Origin of the sequence: Mumia xiangluensis (genome assembly GCF_010994095.1) — a bacterium.
Taxonomy (GTDB): Bacteria; Actinomycetota; Actinomycetes; order Propionibacteriales; family Nocardioidaceae; genus Mumia; species Mumia xiangluensis.
Window position 1 is genome coordinate 24,716 of the sequence record NZ_WJYO01000004.1, and the last position, 16,700, is coordinate 41,415.

Here is a 16,700-nt window from a genome sequence, read left to right on the forward strand (position 1 = left end):
CAGTGGAGCCGCCGGGTTCACCGGCGTTAACCCCCCAGTAACTTCCGGATTCCGCACCGCGGTGCCAGGAGCAATGTGAACCAGCTGCGAGCGCAGGCCAACGGCCGCCCCGCCTCTTCGGGGATCCCCGAGGCAACGGTGGCGCGGCTCCCGGTGTATCTCCGGGCGCTGACGGCACTCGGTGAGTCCGGGCTGCGGACGGTCTCGTCCGAACAGCTCGCCACCGCGGCGGGAGTCAACTCGGCGAAGCTCCGCAAGGACCTCTCGTACCTGGGATCCTATGGCACCCGTGGCGTGGGCTACGACGTGGAGTACCTCCGCTACCAGATCGCGCGGGAGATCGGCGTCAACCAGGACTGGGCCGTCGTCATCGTGGGGATCGGCAACCTGGGCCAGGCGCTCTCCAACTACGGCGGCTTCCGCTCGCGCGGCTTCCGTATCGTCGCCCTCGTCGACGGCGACGCCTCGCGCGTCGGTGAGATGCACGGCGACCTCGCCATCGCCCACATCGACGAGCTCGACCGGCTGGTCGTCGAACGCGGCTGCTCGATCGGCGTCATCGCGACCCCGGGCGACGCGGCTCAGGCGGTCGCGGACCGGCTCGTCGCCGCGGGCGTCACGAGCATCCTCAACTTCGCCCCGGCCGTGCTCACCGTCCCCGAGGGCGTCGATGTCCGCAAGGTCGACCTCTCGATCGAGCTCCAGATCCTGGCCTACCACGAGCAGCGCAAGCGCACACCAGGTGCGGATCGTGAGGGTCTGCCGAGCGAACAGGTGGTCGAGTCGTGAGCGTCCTGGTCGTCGGAGTCTCCCACCGCAGCGCGCCCGTCTCGGTCCTCGAGCGGGTCGCGCTGGACGGTGACGCGATCGCCAAGGTCGCCCAGAACGCGCTCGACGCCGACCACGTGACCGAGTCGCTGGTCGTCTCGACCTGCAACCGTGTCGAGGTCTACGTCGAGGCCGACCGCTTCCACGGATCCGTGGAGGACATCTCCGAGCTGCTCGTCGCGCACTCCGGGCTCTCCCGCAACGACCTGCTCCGCCACATCTACGTGCACTACGACGACGCGGCGGTGGCCCACCTCTTCGGTGTCGCCTCCGGCCTCGACTCGATGGTCGTCGGCGAGAGCCAGATCCTGGGCCAGGTCCGTACGGCGCTCCAGCGCGGCCAGGACGATGCGACCGTCGGTCCGGCCCTCAACCTGCTGTTCCAGCAGGCGCTGCGCATCGCCAAGCGTGGTCACGCCGAGACCGGCATCGACAAGGCGGGGCCGTCGTTGGTCGCCGCGTCCCTCGAGGCGGTCGCCCGGTCGGGCCACCGGCTCGAGGACATGCGGGTGCTCGTCGTCGGGGCCGGCGCCATGGCGGCGCTCGCCGCGACGACGGCCGCCCGCCGTGGAGTCGCGCACGTGAGCGTCGCGAACCGGACCGATGCCAGCGCCGAGCGGCTCGCCGCCAGCGTCGGCGGCTCCTCCGTCCGCTGGGCAGACCTGTCCGACGCCCTCGGCGAGGCCGACCTCGTGATCTCCTGCACCGGTGCCACGGGCACCGTGATCGGGATCGACCAGGTCCGTGCGGCCACCGCCGGCCGCACGACGCCGTACGTCCTGATCGACCTCGCGCTGCCTCGCGACATCGACGAGGAGGTGGCGGGCCTCCCGGGCGTGATGGTCCTCGGGCTCGCCGAGCTCCAGGCGATGCTGACCGACGAGCACGGCGCCGCCGACGTCGAGGCCGTTCGCGGGATCGTCGCGGGCGAGGTGGCCGCCTTCCTGTCCGCGCGCCACGTCGCGAAGGTGACCCCCACCGTCGTCGCACTGCGCTCGATGGCCACGTCGGTCGTCGACTCCGAGCTCGAGCGCCTCGAGGGGCGTCTGCGCGACGTGGACCCGCAGGTCGTCGCCGAGCTGCGCCAGACCGTGCGCCGCGTCGCCGACAAGCTGCTGCACCAGCCCACCGTCCGCATCAAGGAGATGGCAGGACGGCCCGACGCGCTGGCGTACGCGAACGCCCTCGCCGACCTGTTCGCGCTCGACCCGGGGACGGTCGACGCCGTCAGTGCGGTCGACCGGGCAGCCTCGGCCTCGACCGATGTCGCGGGAGGCGAGCCCTCATGACCCTCCGTGTCGGGACCCGTGCCAGTGCGCTGGCCACCACCCAGTCCTCCCAGGTCGCCGCCCTGCTCACCGAGCTGACGGGCGTCGAGACCGAGCTCGTGACCGTGTCGACCGAGGGAGACCGCAACACGCGCCCTCTCGCGGAGATCGGCGGCACCGGCGTGTTCGTGTCCGCCCTGCGCGACGCGCTGCTGGCCGGCGAGGTCGACGTCGCGGTGCACTCCCTCAAGGACCTGCCGACCGCTGCTGCCGACGGGATCCTCCTCGCGGCGGTGCCGACGCGCGTCGACCCGCGCGACGCCGTGATCGCCCGCGACGGCCTGACCCTCGGCGAGCTGCCGGCCGGTTCTCGCGTCGGCACGGGTTCGCCACGCCGTACGGCTCAGCTCAACGCCCTCGGCCTCGGTATCGAGGTCGTCGGGCTGCGGGGCAACGTAGACACGCGGATCTCCAAGGTCCGTGATGGCGAGCTCGACGCCGTCGTGCTCGCCGCCGCCGGTTTGCGCCGGCTTGGCAGGATCGAAGAGGCGACCGAGCTTCTCGACCCGCTCCAGGTACTCCCGGCACCCGGCCAGGGTGCCTTGGCGTGCGAGTGCCGATCCGACGACCGCGAGGTCGCCGGTCTGCTCGCCCGCCTCGACGACGGCGCGACCCGTGCCGCCGTCACCGCAGAACGCAGCCTTCTCGCCTCGCTCGAGGCGGGTTGCTCGGCTCCCGTGGGGGCGTGGGCCGAGGTCGTCGACGACGACGGTTCCCTTCAGCTGTGGCTGCGGGCCTTTGCCGGAGATCCTTCCGGTGCACCATCCATCCGACTGTCCGCGACCGGATCCGTCCAGGATCCGACCGGGATCGGCGAACGTCTCGCTGCCGAGATGATCGCCGAGGGCGCTGACTCGCTGATGCGAGCCGACGCCCCATGACCACCGACCCCCGTGAGCCCAACACCCCAGAGGCAGACGAGGAATGAGAACAGTGAGCACCACCACCGCCACCCGCAATCGCAAGGTGACCGAGCCGGAGCAGGCCGTGCCTGCCGCGGCCGCCGACGACGCGACCCCGACCGCCACCGTGCGGCCGATCGGTCACGTCAGCTTCGTCGGCGCCGGACCGGGTGACGCCAACCTGCTCACCCTGCGGGCCAAGGAGCTCCTCGACGCTGCCGACGTCGTGATCACCGAGTCCGCCGACCAGGCGCACCTCGCACCCGAGGGTGCGGAGGTCGTCGAGGGCGGTCACGGCGAGGACGGCGGGGTCCTGACCCCCGCGGCGCGCGGCCGGCTCGTCGTCAAGCACGCCAAGAGCGGCAAGAACGTCGTCCGTCTGCTCGTCGGCGACCCCTTCACCTTCGCCTCGGGCCCCGAAGAGGCGCAGGCCTGCGACAAGGCCAACATCTCGTTCGAGATCGTGCCCGGAGTGTCCTCGGCGTCGGCGGTCCCCGCGTACGCCGGCATCCCCCTGACCACCCGCACGCACCGCGAGGTCGCCGTGATCCGGATGGGGGAGACCAAGATCGACTGGGCCCCGTACGCCGGTGACCAGACCCTCGTGCTCCTGAGCGCGGTCAACACGATCAAGGACGTCGCGAACGGTCTCATCGAGGCCGGCCGGGACCCGAAGACGCCGGTCGCGATGACCCGTGTCGGCACGACCACCGAGCAGTCCACCCTCGTGTCGACGCTCGACGCGGTCGCCGCCGACGCCAAGGCCGCCAAGGTGGCCCCGCCGGCCGTCACCGTCATCGGTGACGTCGTCGACCTGCGCGAGACGCTGTCGTGGTTCGAGACGAAGCCGCTGTTCGGCTGGCGCGTGCTCGTCCCCCGCACCAAGGAGCAGGCGGCGACGCTCGCGAACCGCCTCCGCGGCTACGGCGCGGTCTCCGAGGAGGTCCCCACGATCTCCGTCGAGCCGCCGCGCAACCCGCAGCAGATGGACAAGGCCGTCCGTGGTCTCGTCGAGGGACGCTACGAGTGGGTCGCCTTCACGAGCGTGAACGCCGTCAAGGCCGTCCGCGAGAAGTTCGACGAGTACGGCCTCGATGCTCGCGCGTTCTCCGGGCTGAAGGTCGCCGCCGTCGGTGAGAAGACCGCTGAGGCGATCAGCGCCTGGGGCATCCGCCCCGACCTCGTCCCGAGCGGGGAGCAGTCCTCGCGCGGCCTGCTCGAGGAGTGGCCGCCGTACGACGAGCTCCTCGACCCGATCAACCGCGTGTTCCTGCCGCGTGCCGACATCGCGACCGAGCAGCTCGTGGCCGGCCTGATCGAGCTCGGCTGGGAGGTCGACGACGTGACCGCCTACCGCACGGTGCGCGCGGCCCCGCCGCCGGCTCCGACGCGTGAGGCGATCAAGTCGGGCAAGTTCGACGCGGTCGTCTTCACGTCGAGCTCGACGGTGCGCAACCTCGTCGGGATCGCCGGCAAGCCCCACGCGTCCACCGTGATCGCGTGCATCGGCCCCGCGACCGCGCAGACCGCCGAGGAGCACGGCCTGCGCGTCGACGTGGTCGCCCCGTCGCCGTCGGCCGACACCCTCGCGGAGGCGCTGGCGGACTTCGGTGCCCAGCGCCGTCAGGCGATGGTCGACGCCGGTGACCCGGTGACGAAGCCGTCGCAGCGCACCAAGGGATCGCGTCGCAGGAGCTGATGATGGGATTCGGGGAGGTCAGGCCGCGTCGCCTCCGCACCACGCCGGCGATGCGCCGGATGGTGTCCGAGACGTCGGTGGAGGCGCGCAGTCTCGTGCTGCCGATGTTCGTCGCCGAGGGCCTGACCGACCCCCGCCCGATCGCCAGCATGCCCGGCGTCGTCCAGCACACCCGCGACTCCGCCCGCAAGGCCGTGGCCGAGGCCGCCGAGCTGGGGTTGGGCGGCGTGATGCTGTTCGGTGTCCCCGAGCACAAGGACGCCACGGGCTCCGGGGCGCTCGACGAGGACGGCATCCTCAACGTCGCGATCCGCGACGCCCGCGCCGAGGTCGGCGACGCGCTGGTCGTGATGTCCGACCTGTGCCTCGACGAGTTCACCGACCACGGCCACTGCGGTGTCCTGGACGCCGAGGGTCGGGTGGACAACGACGCGACCCTCGAGATCTATGCCGAGATGGCGGTCGCGCAGGCCCGTGCCGGGGCTCACATGCTCGGTCCCAGCGGCATGATGGACGGCCAGGTCGGCGTCGTCCGGCGTGCGCTCGACGACGCGGGACTCGTCGACACGAGCGTGCTCGCCTACGCCGCGAAGTACGCGTCGGCGTTCTACGGACCGTTCCGCGAGGCTGTGTCGTCGTCGCTGCAGGGTGACCGGCGGACGTACCAGCAGGATCCCGCCAACGGGCGCGAGGCGCTGCGTGAGGTCGCCCTCGACGTCGCCGAGGGCGCGGACGTCGTGATGGTGAAGCCGGCGATGGGCTTCCTCGACGTGGTGGCCGCCGTCCGAGCCGCCGTCGACGTGCCGGTCGCCGCCTACAACATCTCCGGCGAGTACTCGATGGTCGAGGCCGCCGCGGCGCAGGGCTGGATCGACCGGGACGCGGCGATCGCGGAGACCTTGCTGTCGATCCGTCGCGCCGGTGCGGACATCGTCCTCACCTACTGGGCGGCCGAGTACGCCGCGCGGCTCGTCTGACCTGAAGCCTGCGACTCAGGCAGCAGCGGCGCGGGCAGCGCTCTCGGCTGCCGCCTCGCCGTCGGCGTACGCAGCGACGTACGCGTCGATGCACGCCGCGCGCACCGCGTCGCTGACCTCGAGCCCGGCGCAGAAGGCTGCTGCCTTCTGCTGGGCCGAGGGCGGCTCCGTCGTCGGCTCTCCGGACGGCTGCGTCGTCGGATCCGTGGTGGGATCGGTCGGCGTCGGCGTGGGATCGGTGGGCGTCGGGTCCGTCGGTGTCGGATCCGTCGGCGTGGGATCGGTCGGTGTCGGGTCCGTCGGTGTCGGATCCGTCGGCGTGGGATCCGTGGGGTCTGTCGGCGTCGGCTTCGGAGTCGGTGTCGGCTTCGGAGTCGGCTTGGGGGTGGGCTTCGGCTTGGGCTTCGTGACGAGCTCGCCCTGGTCGATCGGCTTCGGCGTCGGGGGCTTCTCGATGCCGATGACCTCCGGCGGCGTCGGCTGCGAGCCGCCTGCTCCCGGTCCGCCCGGCACCGAGCCGAGCGGCGGCTGCGTGCCGATCGGGCCGAGCGGCGCACCCGGGGTGGTCGGGAACGGGAGGTTCGGGAGCAGCGCGAGCGGGGTCGACGACGCGTACGAGCGTGCGATCGTCAGCACCTGGTCGGCGTACGAGGTGGACCGGTTGTAAGAGAGGAGCGCTGCTCGCGCTCCGGCGTCGGTGCTCAGGTCGTGGCCACCGACGCACAGGTAGACGGCGGCGCCGAGCGCGGCGTCGTTCATGTTGTTCGGGTCGGACTTGCCATCGCCGTCGGCGTCCACGCCGACCGACGCCCACGTGGACGGGATGAACTGCATCGGACCCACGGCGCGGTCCCACTGCGTGTCGCCGTCCCAGGCGCCCTTGTCGGTGTCCGGGATGCTCGCGGTGTTGTTGGTGCCGTTGAGCGGGATGCCGATGATCGCGCGGGTGGTCGCGCCGGTGCTCGTGACCGTCGAGCCGCCGAACTGGCCGTGGTTGGACTCGACACGACCGATCGCGGCGAGGAGCGGCCACGTCAGCTTGCACTCAGGCTTCGTGGCGGCCATCACGCTGGCGGCGCGCTGGTACGCGGCGAGGGCGGGCGCCGGGATGTCGGACGGGCCGCTGGCGAGCGCGGGCGTCAGCACGTTGCTGTCGGCCTGCTTCTCGAGCGGGTCCTGCAGCGGTGAGACCTCGAGCTGAGGTCCGGTGACCGGGACCTCCGGGGACTCCTCGGCGTACGCGGAGTAGGCGGCGCTGTCGACGGGGCCGGCCTGTCCGGGCATGGCCACGGCGGCGCCCCAGGCACCGGCGATCATGGCGCACGGGACGAGAGCGGCGGCGGTCTGCCACCAGCTCGTGCGCTTGGTGGAAGAGCCCACCTTGCGACCGTGCAGCACCATCTCGTCGATCAACTCCCTGTGAGCCCGAACTCAGAACGGCGACCCGCGGCGTCTCTGACTCCACGGGTACACCGCCAACCCTAGGCGAGGTGGCGCATTCTGGCCACCAGTCTCACGAACCTCGTCAGGGCTGCTGGATCTCCACCGTAGACGCCGCCGGGGTTCTTCGTGGAGTTTGGGCCAGATGTTCGCCTGGACTTCATACGTTCGTCCCAGTGCGCCGTGGCTTGGGTGGTCAGGGAGAATGGCGGGGTGTCAGGCTCCGAGACCTCCCAGCAGCTCTTCGATCGCGCGCGCGCGGTGTCACCTGGCGGGGTCAACTCGCCCGTCCGCGCCTTCCGCGCCGTCGGTGGCACCCCTCGGTTCATGCGCGAGGGGAGCGGTTCGACCCTGACCGACGTGGACGGCAACACGTACGTCGACCTCGTCGCGTCGTGGGGTCCGATGCTGCTCGGTCATGCCCGCCCGGAGGTCATCGACGCGGTCCGTGAGGCCGCGGCCCGGGGCACCTCCTTCGGAACCCCGAGCGAGCCCGAGGTCGCACTCGCCGAGGAGATCGTCGCGCGCACGCCGGTCGACCTGGTCCGCATGGTGTCGTCGGGGACCGAGGCGACCATGTCGGCGATCCGTCTCGCCCGCGGCTGGACCGGCCGCGACCTCGTCGTGAAGTTCGCCGGCTGCTACCACGGACACGTCGATGCGCTCCTGGTCGAGGCAGGCTCCGGCGTCGTCACGTTCGGGCTCCCCGGCACGCCGGGCATCCCGTCCGCGTCGACGTCCCAGACCCTCGTCCTCCCGTACAACGACCGCGAGGCCGTCGCTGCGGCGTTCGCCGAGCACGGCGCGCAGATCGCGTGTGTCATCACCGAGGCCGCGCCGGGCAACATGGGCGCCGTCCCGCCGCTGCCCGGCTTCAACGCCTTCCTCGCCGCGACGTGCCGCGAGCACGGGGCCCTGTTCATCTCCGACGAGGTGATGACCGGGTTCCGCGTGACCCGGAGCGGTCACTGGGGTCTCGACGGGGCTCAGGAGGGCTGGGCGCCGGACCTGATGACCTTCGGCAAGGTCATGGGCGGCGGGTTCCCGGCTGCTGCCTTCGGCGGTCGTGAGGAGATCATGCGTCAGCTGGCGCCGGAGGGCCCGGTCTACCAGGCCGGCACGCTCTCGGGGAACCCCGTCGCCACCACCGCCGGGCTCACCACCCTGAGGCTCGCGACCGACGAGGTCTACGCGCGGCTCGACACCCTGGCGATCACGATCCAGGGCCTCGCCACGAAGGCGCTCGACGCCGCTGGTGTGCCGCACGTCGTGCAGAGTGCCGGCAACCTGTTCAGCGTCTTCCTCGGCCGGACGGACGCGGTGGTGAACTTCGCCGACGCGCAGGACCAGAGTCCCGAGGCCTACAAGGCGTTCTTCCACACGATGCTGGACCACGGCGTCTACCTGCCGCCGAGCGCGTTCGAGGCGTGGTTCGTCTCCGACACCCTCGACGCGGCCGCCCTCGACACGATCGAGCAGGCTCTGGCCCCGGCTGCCCGCGCGGCGGCGCAGGCGATGCAGTCCTGACCAGCACGACCGGAGACAATGAAGGCATGAGCGACAGCGACCGTACGATCGTCCACCTGATGCGTCACGGCGAGGTGCACAACCCCGCCGGCGTGCTCTACGGGCGGCTTCCCGACTACCACCTCTCCGATCTGGGGCGCCAGATGGCCGAGCGTGGTGCCGAGTTCTTCGCCGACGCGGACGTCACGCACCTGGTCGCCTCTCCGCTCGAGCGGGCCCAGGAGACGATGGAGCCGATCGCCAAGACGCTCGGGCTCAGCGTCATGACCGACCCTCGTGTGATCGAGGCCGGCAACCAGTTCGAGGGCAAGACCTTCGGCGTCGGCGACGGCTCGCTGCGGCACCCGTCGGTGTGGTGGAGGCTGCGCAACCCGGCGAGGCCGTCGTGGGGCGAGCCGTACACCCAGATCGCCGCCCGCATGCTCGAGGCGATGGCGGACGCCCGTGACGCCGCACGCGGGCACGAGGCGGTGATCGTCTCGCACCAGCTGCCGGTGTGGGTCGCGCGCCTGACCGTGGAGCGCCGGCGCTACCTGCACGACCCGCGCAAGCGGGAGTGCTCGCTCGCCAGCGTCACCTCGGTGACCTACGACGGCGACGTGCCGGTCGCCGTCGCCTACAACGAGCCGGCGGGCGACCTGATCCCCGCGAAGCTGCGCAAGAAGTTCGTCGGCGGCGCATGAGCCGGACGACCCCCCGCCGCCTCGGCGCGCGCCTGATCGCCTCCGTCGCCGCGGTGGCGCTGCTCGCCGGCTGCTCGTCGACGACGCAGGCGGACGAGACGACGGGCGGGTACGTCGCCGGCGACGGCAGCATCACCGTCCCGGAGGTGTCCGAGCGCAAGCCCGCACCCGACCTGTCGGGCGAGTCCCTCGAGGGCGAACCGGTCGCGCTCTCGGACTTCGCTGGCAAGACGGTCGTCGTCAACGTGTGGGGGTCGTGGTGCGCCGACTGTCGCGTCGAGGCCCCGGCGTTCGCCGCGGTCGACGCCGACACCGGCGACGACGTGCAGTTCCTCGGCATCAACATCCGTGACTCGCGCGCGGCGGCGCTCGCGTACGACGAGAACTTCGGCATCACCTATCCGTCGATCTACGACAGCAGCGGCCAGGCCGTGCTGGGCTTCCGCGACAGCCTCCCGTCGATGGCGGTGCCGACGACGTGGGTCGTCGCACCCGACGGCACGGTGGCCGCGCGCGTCCTCGGCTCGGTCGACGAGTCGACGCTCCGCGGACTGATCGAGGACGCGGGGGCCGTCTGATGGGTGACTGGTCGGTCACGGCCGTCGAGTCCGGCTCCCTGGTGGTGGCCGCAGCGGTGGCGTTGCTCGCCGGCCTCGTCTCGTTCTTCTCGCCGTGCGTCGTGCCGCTGCTGCCCGGCTACCTCTCGTACGTGTCCGGCATGACGGCCGCCGAGGTCGCGGCCGACGAGAAGTCCGTACGCCAGCGGGGTCGGCTCTTCGCCGGCGCGGCCCTCTTCGTCCTGGGCTTCAGTGCGGTGTTCGTCTCGTACGGGGTGCTCTTCGGCTCGATCGGCCTCGAGCTGAGGGCGTACGAGCGCCCGATCTCGATCGTGATGGGCATCGTCGTGATCCTGCTCGGTCTCGCGTTCATGGGGTTCGTGCCGCTGCTGCAGCGCGACGTCCGGATCCACGCGGTGCCGTCGGTGGGCCTCGCGGTCGCGCCTCTGCTCGGCGTGCTGTTCGCGATCGGGTGGACGCCGTGCATCGGGCCCGCGCTCGGCGCGGTCCTCGGGCTCGCGTACACCGAGGGGACGGCGGGACGCGGCGCGTTCCTGACCTTCGTCTACTGCGTCGGGCTCGGCATCCCGTTCCTGCTCGCGGCGCTGGCGTTCAGCCGGTTCGCGCGAGCGACGATGTGGGTGCGCCGCCACCAGCGCGCGATCTCGCTCGTCGGTGGTGGGCTGCTCGTCGTCGTCGGCGTGCTGCTCGTGACAGGGCTGTGGGGGCAGCTGATGGTCGAGCTGACCTCATGGGTCGGCTCCTTCAGGCCGGTGGTGTGATGGCGGACGACCGACGGGCTCCGACCAACAAGGGACGTGGCGGCGCTGCGCCCGCGCTCTCGTTCCTCGAGACCCTGCGCTGGGCGTGGCGGCAGCTGACCTCGATGCGCACGGCGCTGTTCCTGCTGCTCCTCCTCGCGCTCGCGGCGGTGCCCGGCTCGATCGTGCCGCAGCGCTCGGTCGACCAGCGGGCCGTCCAGGCGTACTTCGAGCGTCACCCCGACCTCGCCCCGGTCCTCGACCGGCTCGGCGCGTTCCACGTGTACACGTCGGTATGGTTCAGCGCGATCTACATCCTGCTGATGGTCTCGCTGATCGGCTGCATCCTCCCGCGGGTCGCTGTGTACTCCCGCGCGCTGCGGGCCCGACCGCCCAAGGCTCCCCGCAACTTCTCCCGGCTGCCGGCCTCCGCGACGTACGAGACCGAGGCCGACGTCGAGACCGTGCTGGCCGCCGCGGGCGCCACGCTCGGTCTCGCCCGCAAGGACACCGTCACCGTGACCGACGACGGCGCCGTGGTGGAGGGCGAGGTCCGCGCCGAGAAGGGCTACCTGCGCGAGTTCGGCAACCTCGTCTTCCACGTGAGCCTGGTGGTCGTGCTCGTCGGCGTCGCGTCGATGAGCCTGCTCGGCTACCGCGGCAGCGCCATCGTGGCCGAGGGCAAGGGCTTCTCCAACACCCTGACGCAGTTCGACGAGTTCACGTCCGGCGGGCTGTTCGACACCGACGACCTTCCGCCGTTCTCGCTGACCCTCGACAACCTCGAGGCGACGTTCGAGCTCGACGGGCCGCAGCGCGGTGCGCCGCGCAGCTTCTCGGCGACCGGCACCGTGATCGACGCGCCAGGGGAGGAGCCGCGCCCCTTCGAGGTGAAGGTCAACCACCCGCTGCGCGTCGACGGCGCCTCCGCGTACCTCGTCGGCTCGGGGTACGCCCCCGTGATCCGTGTCCGCGACGGCAAGGGCCGCGTGGTGTTCGAGGATGCCGTGCCGTTCCTGCCGGCGGACGCGACCTACACCTCGAACGGCGTCGTCAAGGTCGCCGACGCACGCCCGGAGCAGCTCGGCTTCCAGGGCTTCTTCCTGCCGACGGCCGTCTCGTTCGGCGAGGACGAGATCCCGGTGTCGGCCCACCCTGCCGCAGCGAACCCGCTGCTCGGCCTCTTCGCCTACTACGGCGACCTGGGCCTCGACGGTGGCGAGTCGCAGTCGGTCTACGTGCTCGACAAGGACGGCCTCACGCAGTTCCTGGGCGATGACGGCAAGCCGCTGCGGCTCATGCTGTCGCCCGGCCAGTCGGCCGACCTGCCCGATGGCATGGGCTCGATCGAGTTCGTGGAGCTGCGGCAGTTCGCGCGGTTCCAGTTCAGCGCCCAGCCGGGCGTGATGATCCCGCTGTGGGGCGTCTCGATCGGCGTGCTCGGCCTGGTCCTGTCGCTGACGATCCGCCCCCGCCGTACGTGGGTGCGCGCCCGGCGCCGTGACGACGGCGTGACCGTCGTGGAGATCGCTGCGCTCGACCGGGTGCCGCGCAGCGACGTCGCTCAGAGCGTGGACGACCTGGCCGCGCGGCTCGCGGAGCGCACGGGGCATACTGGCAACGACTACGACACGGCGTCGGAGGCAGAGCCGCCGAAGAAGGACGAGGGATGACACTCGAGGACTGGGCGAACTTCTCCAACAACGCGGTGGCGGCGGCGACCGCCGTCCTCGCGCTCGCCTGGCTGGCGTCGGTGGCGCAGTGGGCGTTCGGCTCGAAGGCCGTCCGCGTCGAGCGCGCGGTGGCGGCGGCCGAGCCCGCCCTCGTGGGCGGCGGCTCCGCCTCGAGCAACGCTCCCGCGGTCGACGGGCCGTCGAGCGCCGACCGGGAGGCGGCCGAGGAGCGTTCCGACCTGTTCGGCAGGATCGCGTTCTCCCTGACCGTGCTCGGCTTCCTCGTGCTCCTCGCGGCGGTCGTGGCGCGTGGCCTCGCGGCCGAGCGCGTGCCGTGGGGCAACATGTACGAGTTCGCGACCACCGGCATCTGCGTCGTCCTTGGCGGCTACCTGGTGATGGACGTGCTGATGAAGGTGCGCTGGCTCGCGCCGATCGTGCTCGGGTTCGCCGTGGTCGTGCTCGGCCTGTCGATGACCGTCTACGTCCCCGCAGGTCCGCTGGTGCCCGCGCTCGACTCGTACTGGCTGGTCATCCACGTCATCTCCGCGATGGTGGCGGGCGCCGGGTTCCTCGTCGGTGCCGGCGCGTCGGTGCTGTACCTGCTGCGCACCCGCGCCGACGCGCGGGGCGGTGCCAAGGGCTACCTGAGCCGCCTCCCGAGCGCGGCCTCGATGGACCAGCTCGCGTACCGCGTGACGGCGTTCTCGTTCCCCGTCTGGACGTTCGCGGCGCTGATCTCGGGGCCGATCTGGGCCGAGCACGCGTGGGGCCGCCCCTGGGGCTGGGACCCCAAGGAGGTGTGGGCGTTCATCACCTGGGTCGCGTACGCCGGATACCTCCACGCCCGGGCGACCGCCGGCTGGAAGGGCAAGGCCGCAGCGATCCTGTCGCTGATCGCGTTCGCCACGTTCCTGTTCAACTTCGTCGGCGTGAACCTGTTCTTCCCGGGCCTGCACTCCTACGCGAAGTAGCCCCGGCCCGCGGCGTACGGCGGGTCAGAGGCCGCGGAGGAAGTCCGGGTCGTCGTCGGGGCCACGAGCGATCGGGCGCTGCGGACGCGGAGGACCGGCCGGCTTCGTGCGGACCTTGCCGAACACGAGCCACGCAGCGACGCCGATCGCCGGCACCAGGACCACCAGCACCCACAGCGGCTTCGGCAGGTATCTGACGCGGTCCCGCGGCGTGGCGATCACGTCGAACAACGCGTACACCGCGAGCGCGATGACGATGATGATCGGTATCGCCTTCCCCATGTCCTCACCCTACCTGCGCGAACGAAGCGACGAGGGCGGACGTCGACCTAGGGTGGTGGCATGAGCGACTCCCGTGCCCTCGTGTCCGTCGACGACATCCGCGCCGCCGCCGAGCGCATCGCCGCCACGTGCCTGCGGACCCCGGTCGTGCCCCTGGTGACCGCCGACGGGACCGTCCCGTTCCTGGTGAAGGCGGAGGGCCTGCAGGCCACCGGCGCGTTCAAGCTCCGGGGTGCGACGAACGCCATCGCGCTCCTCGACGACGACCAGCGGCGCGCCGGCGTCGTGTCCCACTCGTCGGGCAACCACGCCCAGGCGGTCGCGTACGCCGCGAAGGTGGCGGGGGTCCACGCCACCATCGTGATCCCCGAGAACGCTCCGGACGTCAAGGTCGACGCGACCGCGCGGTGGGGTGCCGAGATCGTCCGCGTCCCGCCGGAGGAGCGTCTGCAGCGGGCCGAGCAGATCGCCTCCGACACGGGCGCCGAGCTGATCCCTCCGTACGACGACGCGCGGGTCATCGCCGGCCAGGGCACGGTCGGGCTGGAGATCGTCGAGCAGGTCGCCGACCTCGACGTGGTCGTGGTCCCGGTCAGCGGTGGCGGGCTCGTCAGCGGCATCGCGGCAGCGGTGAAGGCGCTGCGTCCCGACGTCCGGGTCATCGCGGTCGAGCCGGAGCTCGCTGGCGACCTCGCCGAGGGATGGGCGGCGGGGGAGCGTCGGGTGTGGCCGGTCGCCGACACGCAGCGGACGGTCGCCGACGGGCTGCGCACGGACTCGGTGGGGCTGCTCAACTGGGACCACATCGCCGCGTTCGTCGACGACGTCGTCACGGTGTCCGAGGACGAGATCCTCACCGCCGTCGGCACGGTCGTCCGAGGCGCCCGGCTGGTCGTGGAGGCCAGCGGCGCCGTCGCCGCGGCTGCACTCCTGCACGACCGGGTCGAGGTCGGCGGCGGGGTCGCGGTGGCGATCGCCTCCGGCGCGAACATCGACCCCGAGGTGCTCGCGCGGCTCGTGTGACGCCGCAGGATCAGACCCTGGTCTGATGGGTGAGCGGCGGGCGACGCCTACGCTGGCGAGATGAGGACCTGGACAGCGTGGACGCGCACGCACCCGTTCGAGGTCGACGTGATCCTCACGATCGTGCTTGTCCTCCCGCTCGTCCCCTTCGCGTTGGGGGAGGGCGGCAGCCGCATCGACGCCGCGTACCAGATGCTCATCTTCCTTCCGCTGGCCTGGCGTCGTACGGCGCCGGTCGCGTCGTTCGCGGCCGTGGCCGCCCTGCTGGCCGGGCAGCTGGTGATCACCGACGTCCCGTACTACGCCGACGTCGCGCTGCTGCTGTCGTTGTACGCGATCGCCGCGCACGGTCCGTTGTGGGCACGCCGCGCCGGACTCGGCGTCGGCTTCCTGGGCGCGCTGCTCTCCACCCTCGACTGGTACCGCGACTCACCCGAGTCGAGCGCCGTCGCGACCGTCGTCATGATGTGCCTGGTCGTGCTCGCCCCGTGGTCGTTCGGCGCGTACCTGCGGACCCGCCGCGAGTACGTCGCCGGCCTGGAGGAGCGCGCCCGCCAGCTCGAGCGCGACGCCGCCCAGCAGGCGCAGATCGCGGCCGCCGCCGAGCGTGCCCGCATCGCCCGCGAGATGCACGACGTCGTGGCGCACAGCCTGTCGGTGATCGTCGTACAGGCCGACGGTGCGCTGTACGCGTCGCGGACCCGTCCCGAGGTGGCGGCCGAGACGCTGGAGACCATCTCGCAGACCTCCCGCCAGTCCCTCGCTGAGATGCGGAGGCTGCTCGGCCTGCTGCGCGAGGAGGTGGACGACGGCGACGAGGCGACGCTGCGTGCGCCGATGCCGACCGCTGCCGACGTCCCGACGCTCATCCAGCAGGTCCGCGACAGTGGTCTCGACGTACGGCTCGAGTCCCACGGCGACCTGGGACGCGTCGACACGGCGTCGGGGCTCACGGTGTACCGCGTCGTCCAGGAGGCGCTCACCAACACGCTCAAGCACGCGGGTCCCGGTGTCCGCGCCCGGGTCCAGCTGGCCGTCGCGGGCGACCACGTGCTGGTCCGCGTCGAGGACGACGGAGGCCGGTCCGTCCCGGCGGGGGCGCCCGCGGCTCAGCGCGGTGGTCACGGCATCCGGGGCATCCGGGAGCGCATCGCGATCCATGCCGGCACCGTCGACGCGGGCCCGCTGACCGGCGGTGGATTCCGTGTGGAGGCCCACGTCCCTATGCAGCAGAGCCCTATTCAGCAGAGCCCGGCCGCGCCGAACCCGCCCGCGCCGAGCCCGGCGGAGCCGACCCCGCCCGCGCCGAGCCCGGCTGAGCCGAGCCCGGCGGAGCCGCGCCCTGTCCGACAAGCCCCGTACGACTCGGAGCAGCTGTGAGCACCCTGCGGATCTTCATCGTCGACGACCAGCAGCTCGTCCGGGCAGGGTTCCGGATGCTCGTCGACTCCCAGCCGGACATGGAGGTCGTCGGTGAGGCGGCCGACGGTCTCGAGGCGGTGGAGCGGCTCTCGGTCACCGCCGCCGACGTGGTGCTCATGGACGTCCGGATGCCCCGCCTCGACGGCGTCGCGGCGACGCGGGCGCTCACGGCGCGGGGGATCAAGGCGCGCATCGTGGTCCTGACGACGTTCGACCTCGACGAGTACGTCCACAACGGCCTGCGGGCCGGCGCGTCGGCGTTCCTCCTCAAGGACACCCCGCCCGAGGTCCTGCTGGCCGCGATCCGCGACGTGCACCGCGGCGAGGCCGTCGTGGCGCCCAGCGCGACCCGGCGGCTGCTCGACCGGTTCGCCGACCAGCTGCCGGGCGGTGAACCGCCCCAGGAGCCACGGCTCGCGACCCTGACCGACCGGGAGCGGGAGGTCCTGCTCCTGGTCGCGCAGGGGCTGACCAACCCGGAGATCGCTGCCCGCCTGGTCGTGGCGGAGCCGACCGTGAAGACCCACGTGGGGAGGCTGCTCTCCAAGACCGGCAGCCGTGACCGCGTCCAGCTCGTCGTCCTCGCGTACGACGCCGGGCTGGTGCGGCCGGCGACCTGACGCG

General features: G+C 72.0%; 16 protein-coding genes. 14 read left to right on the forward strand and 2 right to left on the reverse strand.

The genetic code is table 11. The annotated features are described in order from the left end of the window. Positions 1-75: 75 nt before the first annotated feature. From GH747_RS13270 to hemB, 5 genes are read left to right on the forward strand one after another with little or no spacing between them, the layout of a single operon-like run. Complete coding sequence (locus tag GH747_RS13270) at positions 76-789, forward strand: redox-sensing transcriptional repressor Rex (protein WP_228552921.1); 714 nt, start codon at positions 76-78, stop codon at positions 787-789. Next, on the forward strand, positions 786-2,117 hold the full coding sequence (locus GH747_RS13275) for a glutamyl-tRNA reductase (protein ID WP_149770100.1): 1,332 nt from the start codon (positions 786-788) through the stop codon (positions 2,115-2,117). The genes GH747_RS13270 and GH747_RS13275 overlap by 4 nt, the downstream gene beginning before the upstream one ends. Beyond that, positions 2,114-3,037, forward strand: coding sequence for a hydroxymethylbilane synthase (gene hemC, locus GH747_RS13280; RefSeq protein WP_149770101.1), 924 nt, complete (start codon positions 2,114-2,116; stop codon positions 3,035-3,037). The genes GH747_RS13275 and hemC overlap by 4 nt, the downstream gene beginning before the upstream one ends. Positions 3,038-3,080: 43 nt before the next feature. Next, entirely contained in the window at positions 3,081-4,757 is a 1,677-nt protein-coding gene (gene cobA, locus GH747_RS13285; RefSeq protein ID WP_149770102.1) for a uroporphyrinogen-III C-methyltransferase, read from the forward strand. Further along, positions 4,757-5,734 carry a porphobilinogen synthase gene (gene hemB / locus GH747_RS13290; RefSeq protein WP_194842914.1) on the forward strand — a complete coding sequence of 326 codons (978 nt, stop codon included), beginning with the start codon at positions 4,757-4,759 and terminating at the stop codon, positions 5,732-5,734. Before cobA ends, hemB begins: the two co-directional genes overlap by 1 nt. A 15-nt stretch (positions 5,735-5,749) precedes the next feature. Here the strand turns inward: hemB and GH747_RS13295 are convergent, their stop codons facing one another. Continuing rightward, positions 5,750-7,114 (reverse strand): lytic transglycosylase domain-containing protein, encoded by a 1,365-nt coding sequence (locus tag GH747_RS13295; RefSeq protein WP_163695612.1) that lies wholly within the window; start codon positions 7,112-7,114, stop codon positions 5,750-5,752. A gap of 273 nt (positions 7,115-7,387) precedes the next feature. Here GH747_RS13295 and hemL point away from each other — a divergent pair, with 273 nt between their 5' ends. The 6 genes from hemL to ccsB are packed head-to-tail and all read left to right on the forward strand — an operon-like array spanning position 7,388 to position 13,349. After that, entirely contained in the window at positions 7,388-8,701 is a 1,314-nt protein-coding gene (gene hemL, locus GH747_RS13300; protein ID WP_149770105.1) for a glutamate-1-semialdehyde 2,1-aminomutase, read from the forward strand. 26 nt (positions 8,702-8,727) lie between these two features. Further along, entirely contained in the window at positions 8,728-9,384 is a 657-nt protein-coding gene (locus GH747_RS13305) for a histidine phosphatase family protein (protein ID WP_149770106.1), read from the forward strand. Then, positions 9,381-9,962, forward strand: a complete 582-nt coding sequence (locus tag GH747_RS13310; protein WP_149770107.1) for a TlpA family protein disulfide reductase — start codon at positions 9,381-9,383, stop codon at positions 9,960-9,962. The genes GH747_RS13305 and GH747_RS13310 overlap by 4 nt, the downstream gene beginning before the upstream one ends. Continuing rightward, the gene (locus GH747_RS13315) at positions 9,962-10,723 is read left to right on the forward strand and encodes a cytochrome c biogenesis CcdA family protein (protein WP_149770108.1); all 762 of its coding nucleotides are present in this window, start codon (positions 9,962-9,964) and stop codon (positions 10,721-10,723) included. Before GH747_RS13310 ends, GH747_RS13315 begins: the two co-directional genes overlap by 1 nt. Further along, positions 10,693-12,375 carry a cytochrome c biogenesis protein ResB gene (gene resB / locus GH747_RS13320; protein ID WP_149770109.1) on the forward strand — a complete coding sequence of 561 codons (1,683 nt, stop codon included), beginning with the start codon at positions 10,693-10,695 and terminating at the stop codon, positions 12,373-12,375. The genes GH747_RS13315 and resB overlap by 31 nt, the downstream gene beginning before the upstream one ends. Further along, positions 12,372-13,349: a c-type cytochrome biogenesis protein CcsB gene (gene ccsB / locus GH747_RS13325; protein WP_149770110.1), complete on the forward strand. Its 978-nt coding sequence runs from the start codon at positions 12,372-12,374 to the stop codon at positions 13,347-13,349. Before resB ends, ccsB begins: the two co-directional genes overlap by 4 nt. Before the next feature lie 24 nt (positions 13,350-13,373). Here the strand turns inward: ccsB and GH747_RS13330 are convergent, their stop codons facing one another. Then, entirely contained in the window at positions 13,374-13,631 is a 258-nt protein-coding gene (locus tag GH747_RS13330) for a PLD nuclease N-terminal domain-containing protein (RefSeq protein ID WP_149770111.1), read from the reverse strand. A gap of 60 nt (positions 13,632-13,691) precedes the next feature. On the opposite strand from GH747_RS13330, the gene GH747_RS13335 reads away from it, so the two are divergent. From GH747_RS13335 to GH747_RS13345, 3 genes are read left to right on the forward strand one after another with little or no spacing between them, the layout of a single operon-like run. Beyond that, a complete protein-coding gene (locus GH747_RS13335) occupies positions 13,692-14,654 on the forward strand; it encodes a threonine ammonia-lyase (RefSeq protein ID WP_149770112.1) in 963 nt (320 codons plus the stop codon). 60 nt (positions 14,655-14,714) lie between these two features. Further along, complete coding sequence (locus GH747_RS13340; protein ID WP_149770113.1) at positions 14,715-16,034, forward strand: sensor histidine kinase; 1,320 nt, start codon at positions 14,715-14,717, stop codon at positions 16,032-16,034. Further along, positions 16,031-16,696, forward strand: coding sequence for a response regulator (locus GH747_RS13345; protein WP_205602939.1), 666 nt, complete (start codon positions 16,031-16,033; stop codon positions 16,694-16,696). Before GH747_RS13340 ends, GH747_RS13345 begins: the two co-directional genes overlap by 4 nt. Positions 16,697-16,700 lie beyond the last annotated feature (4 nt).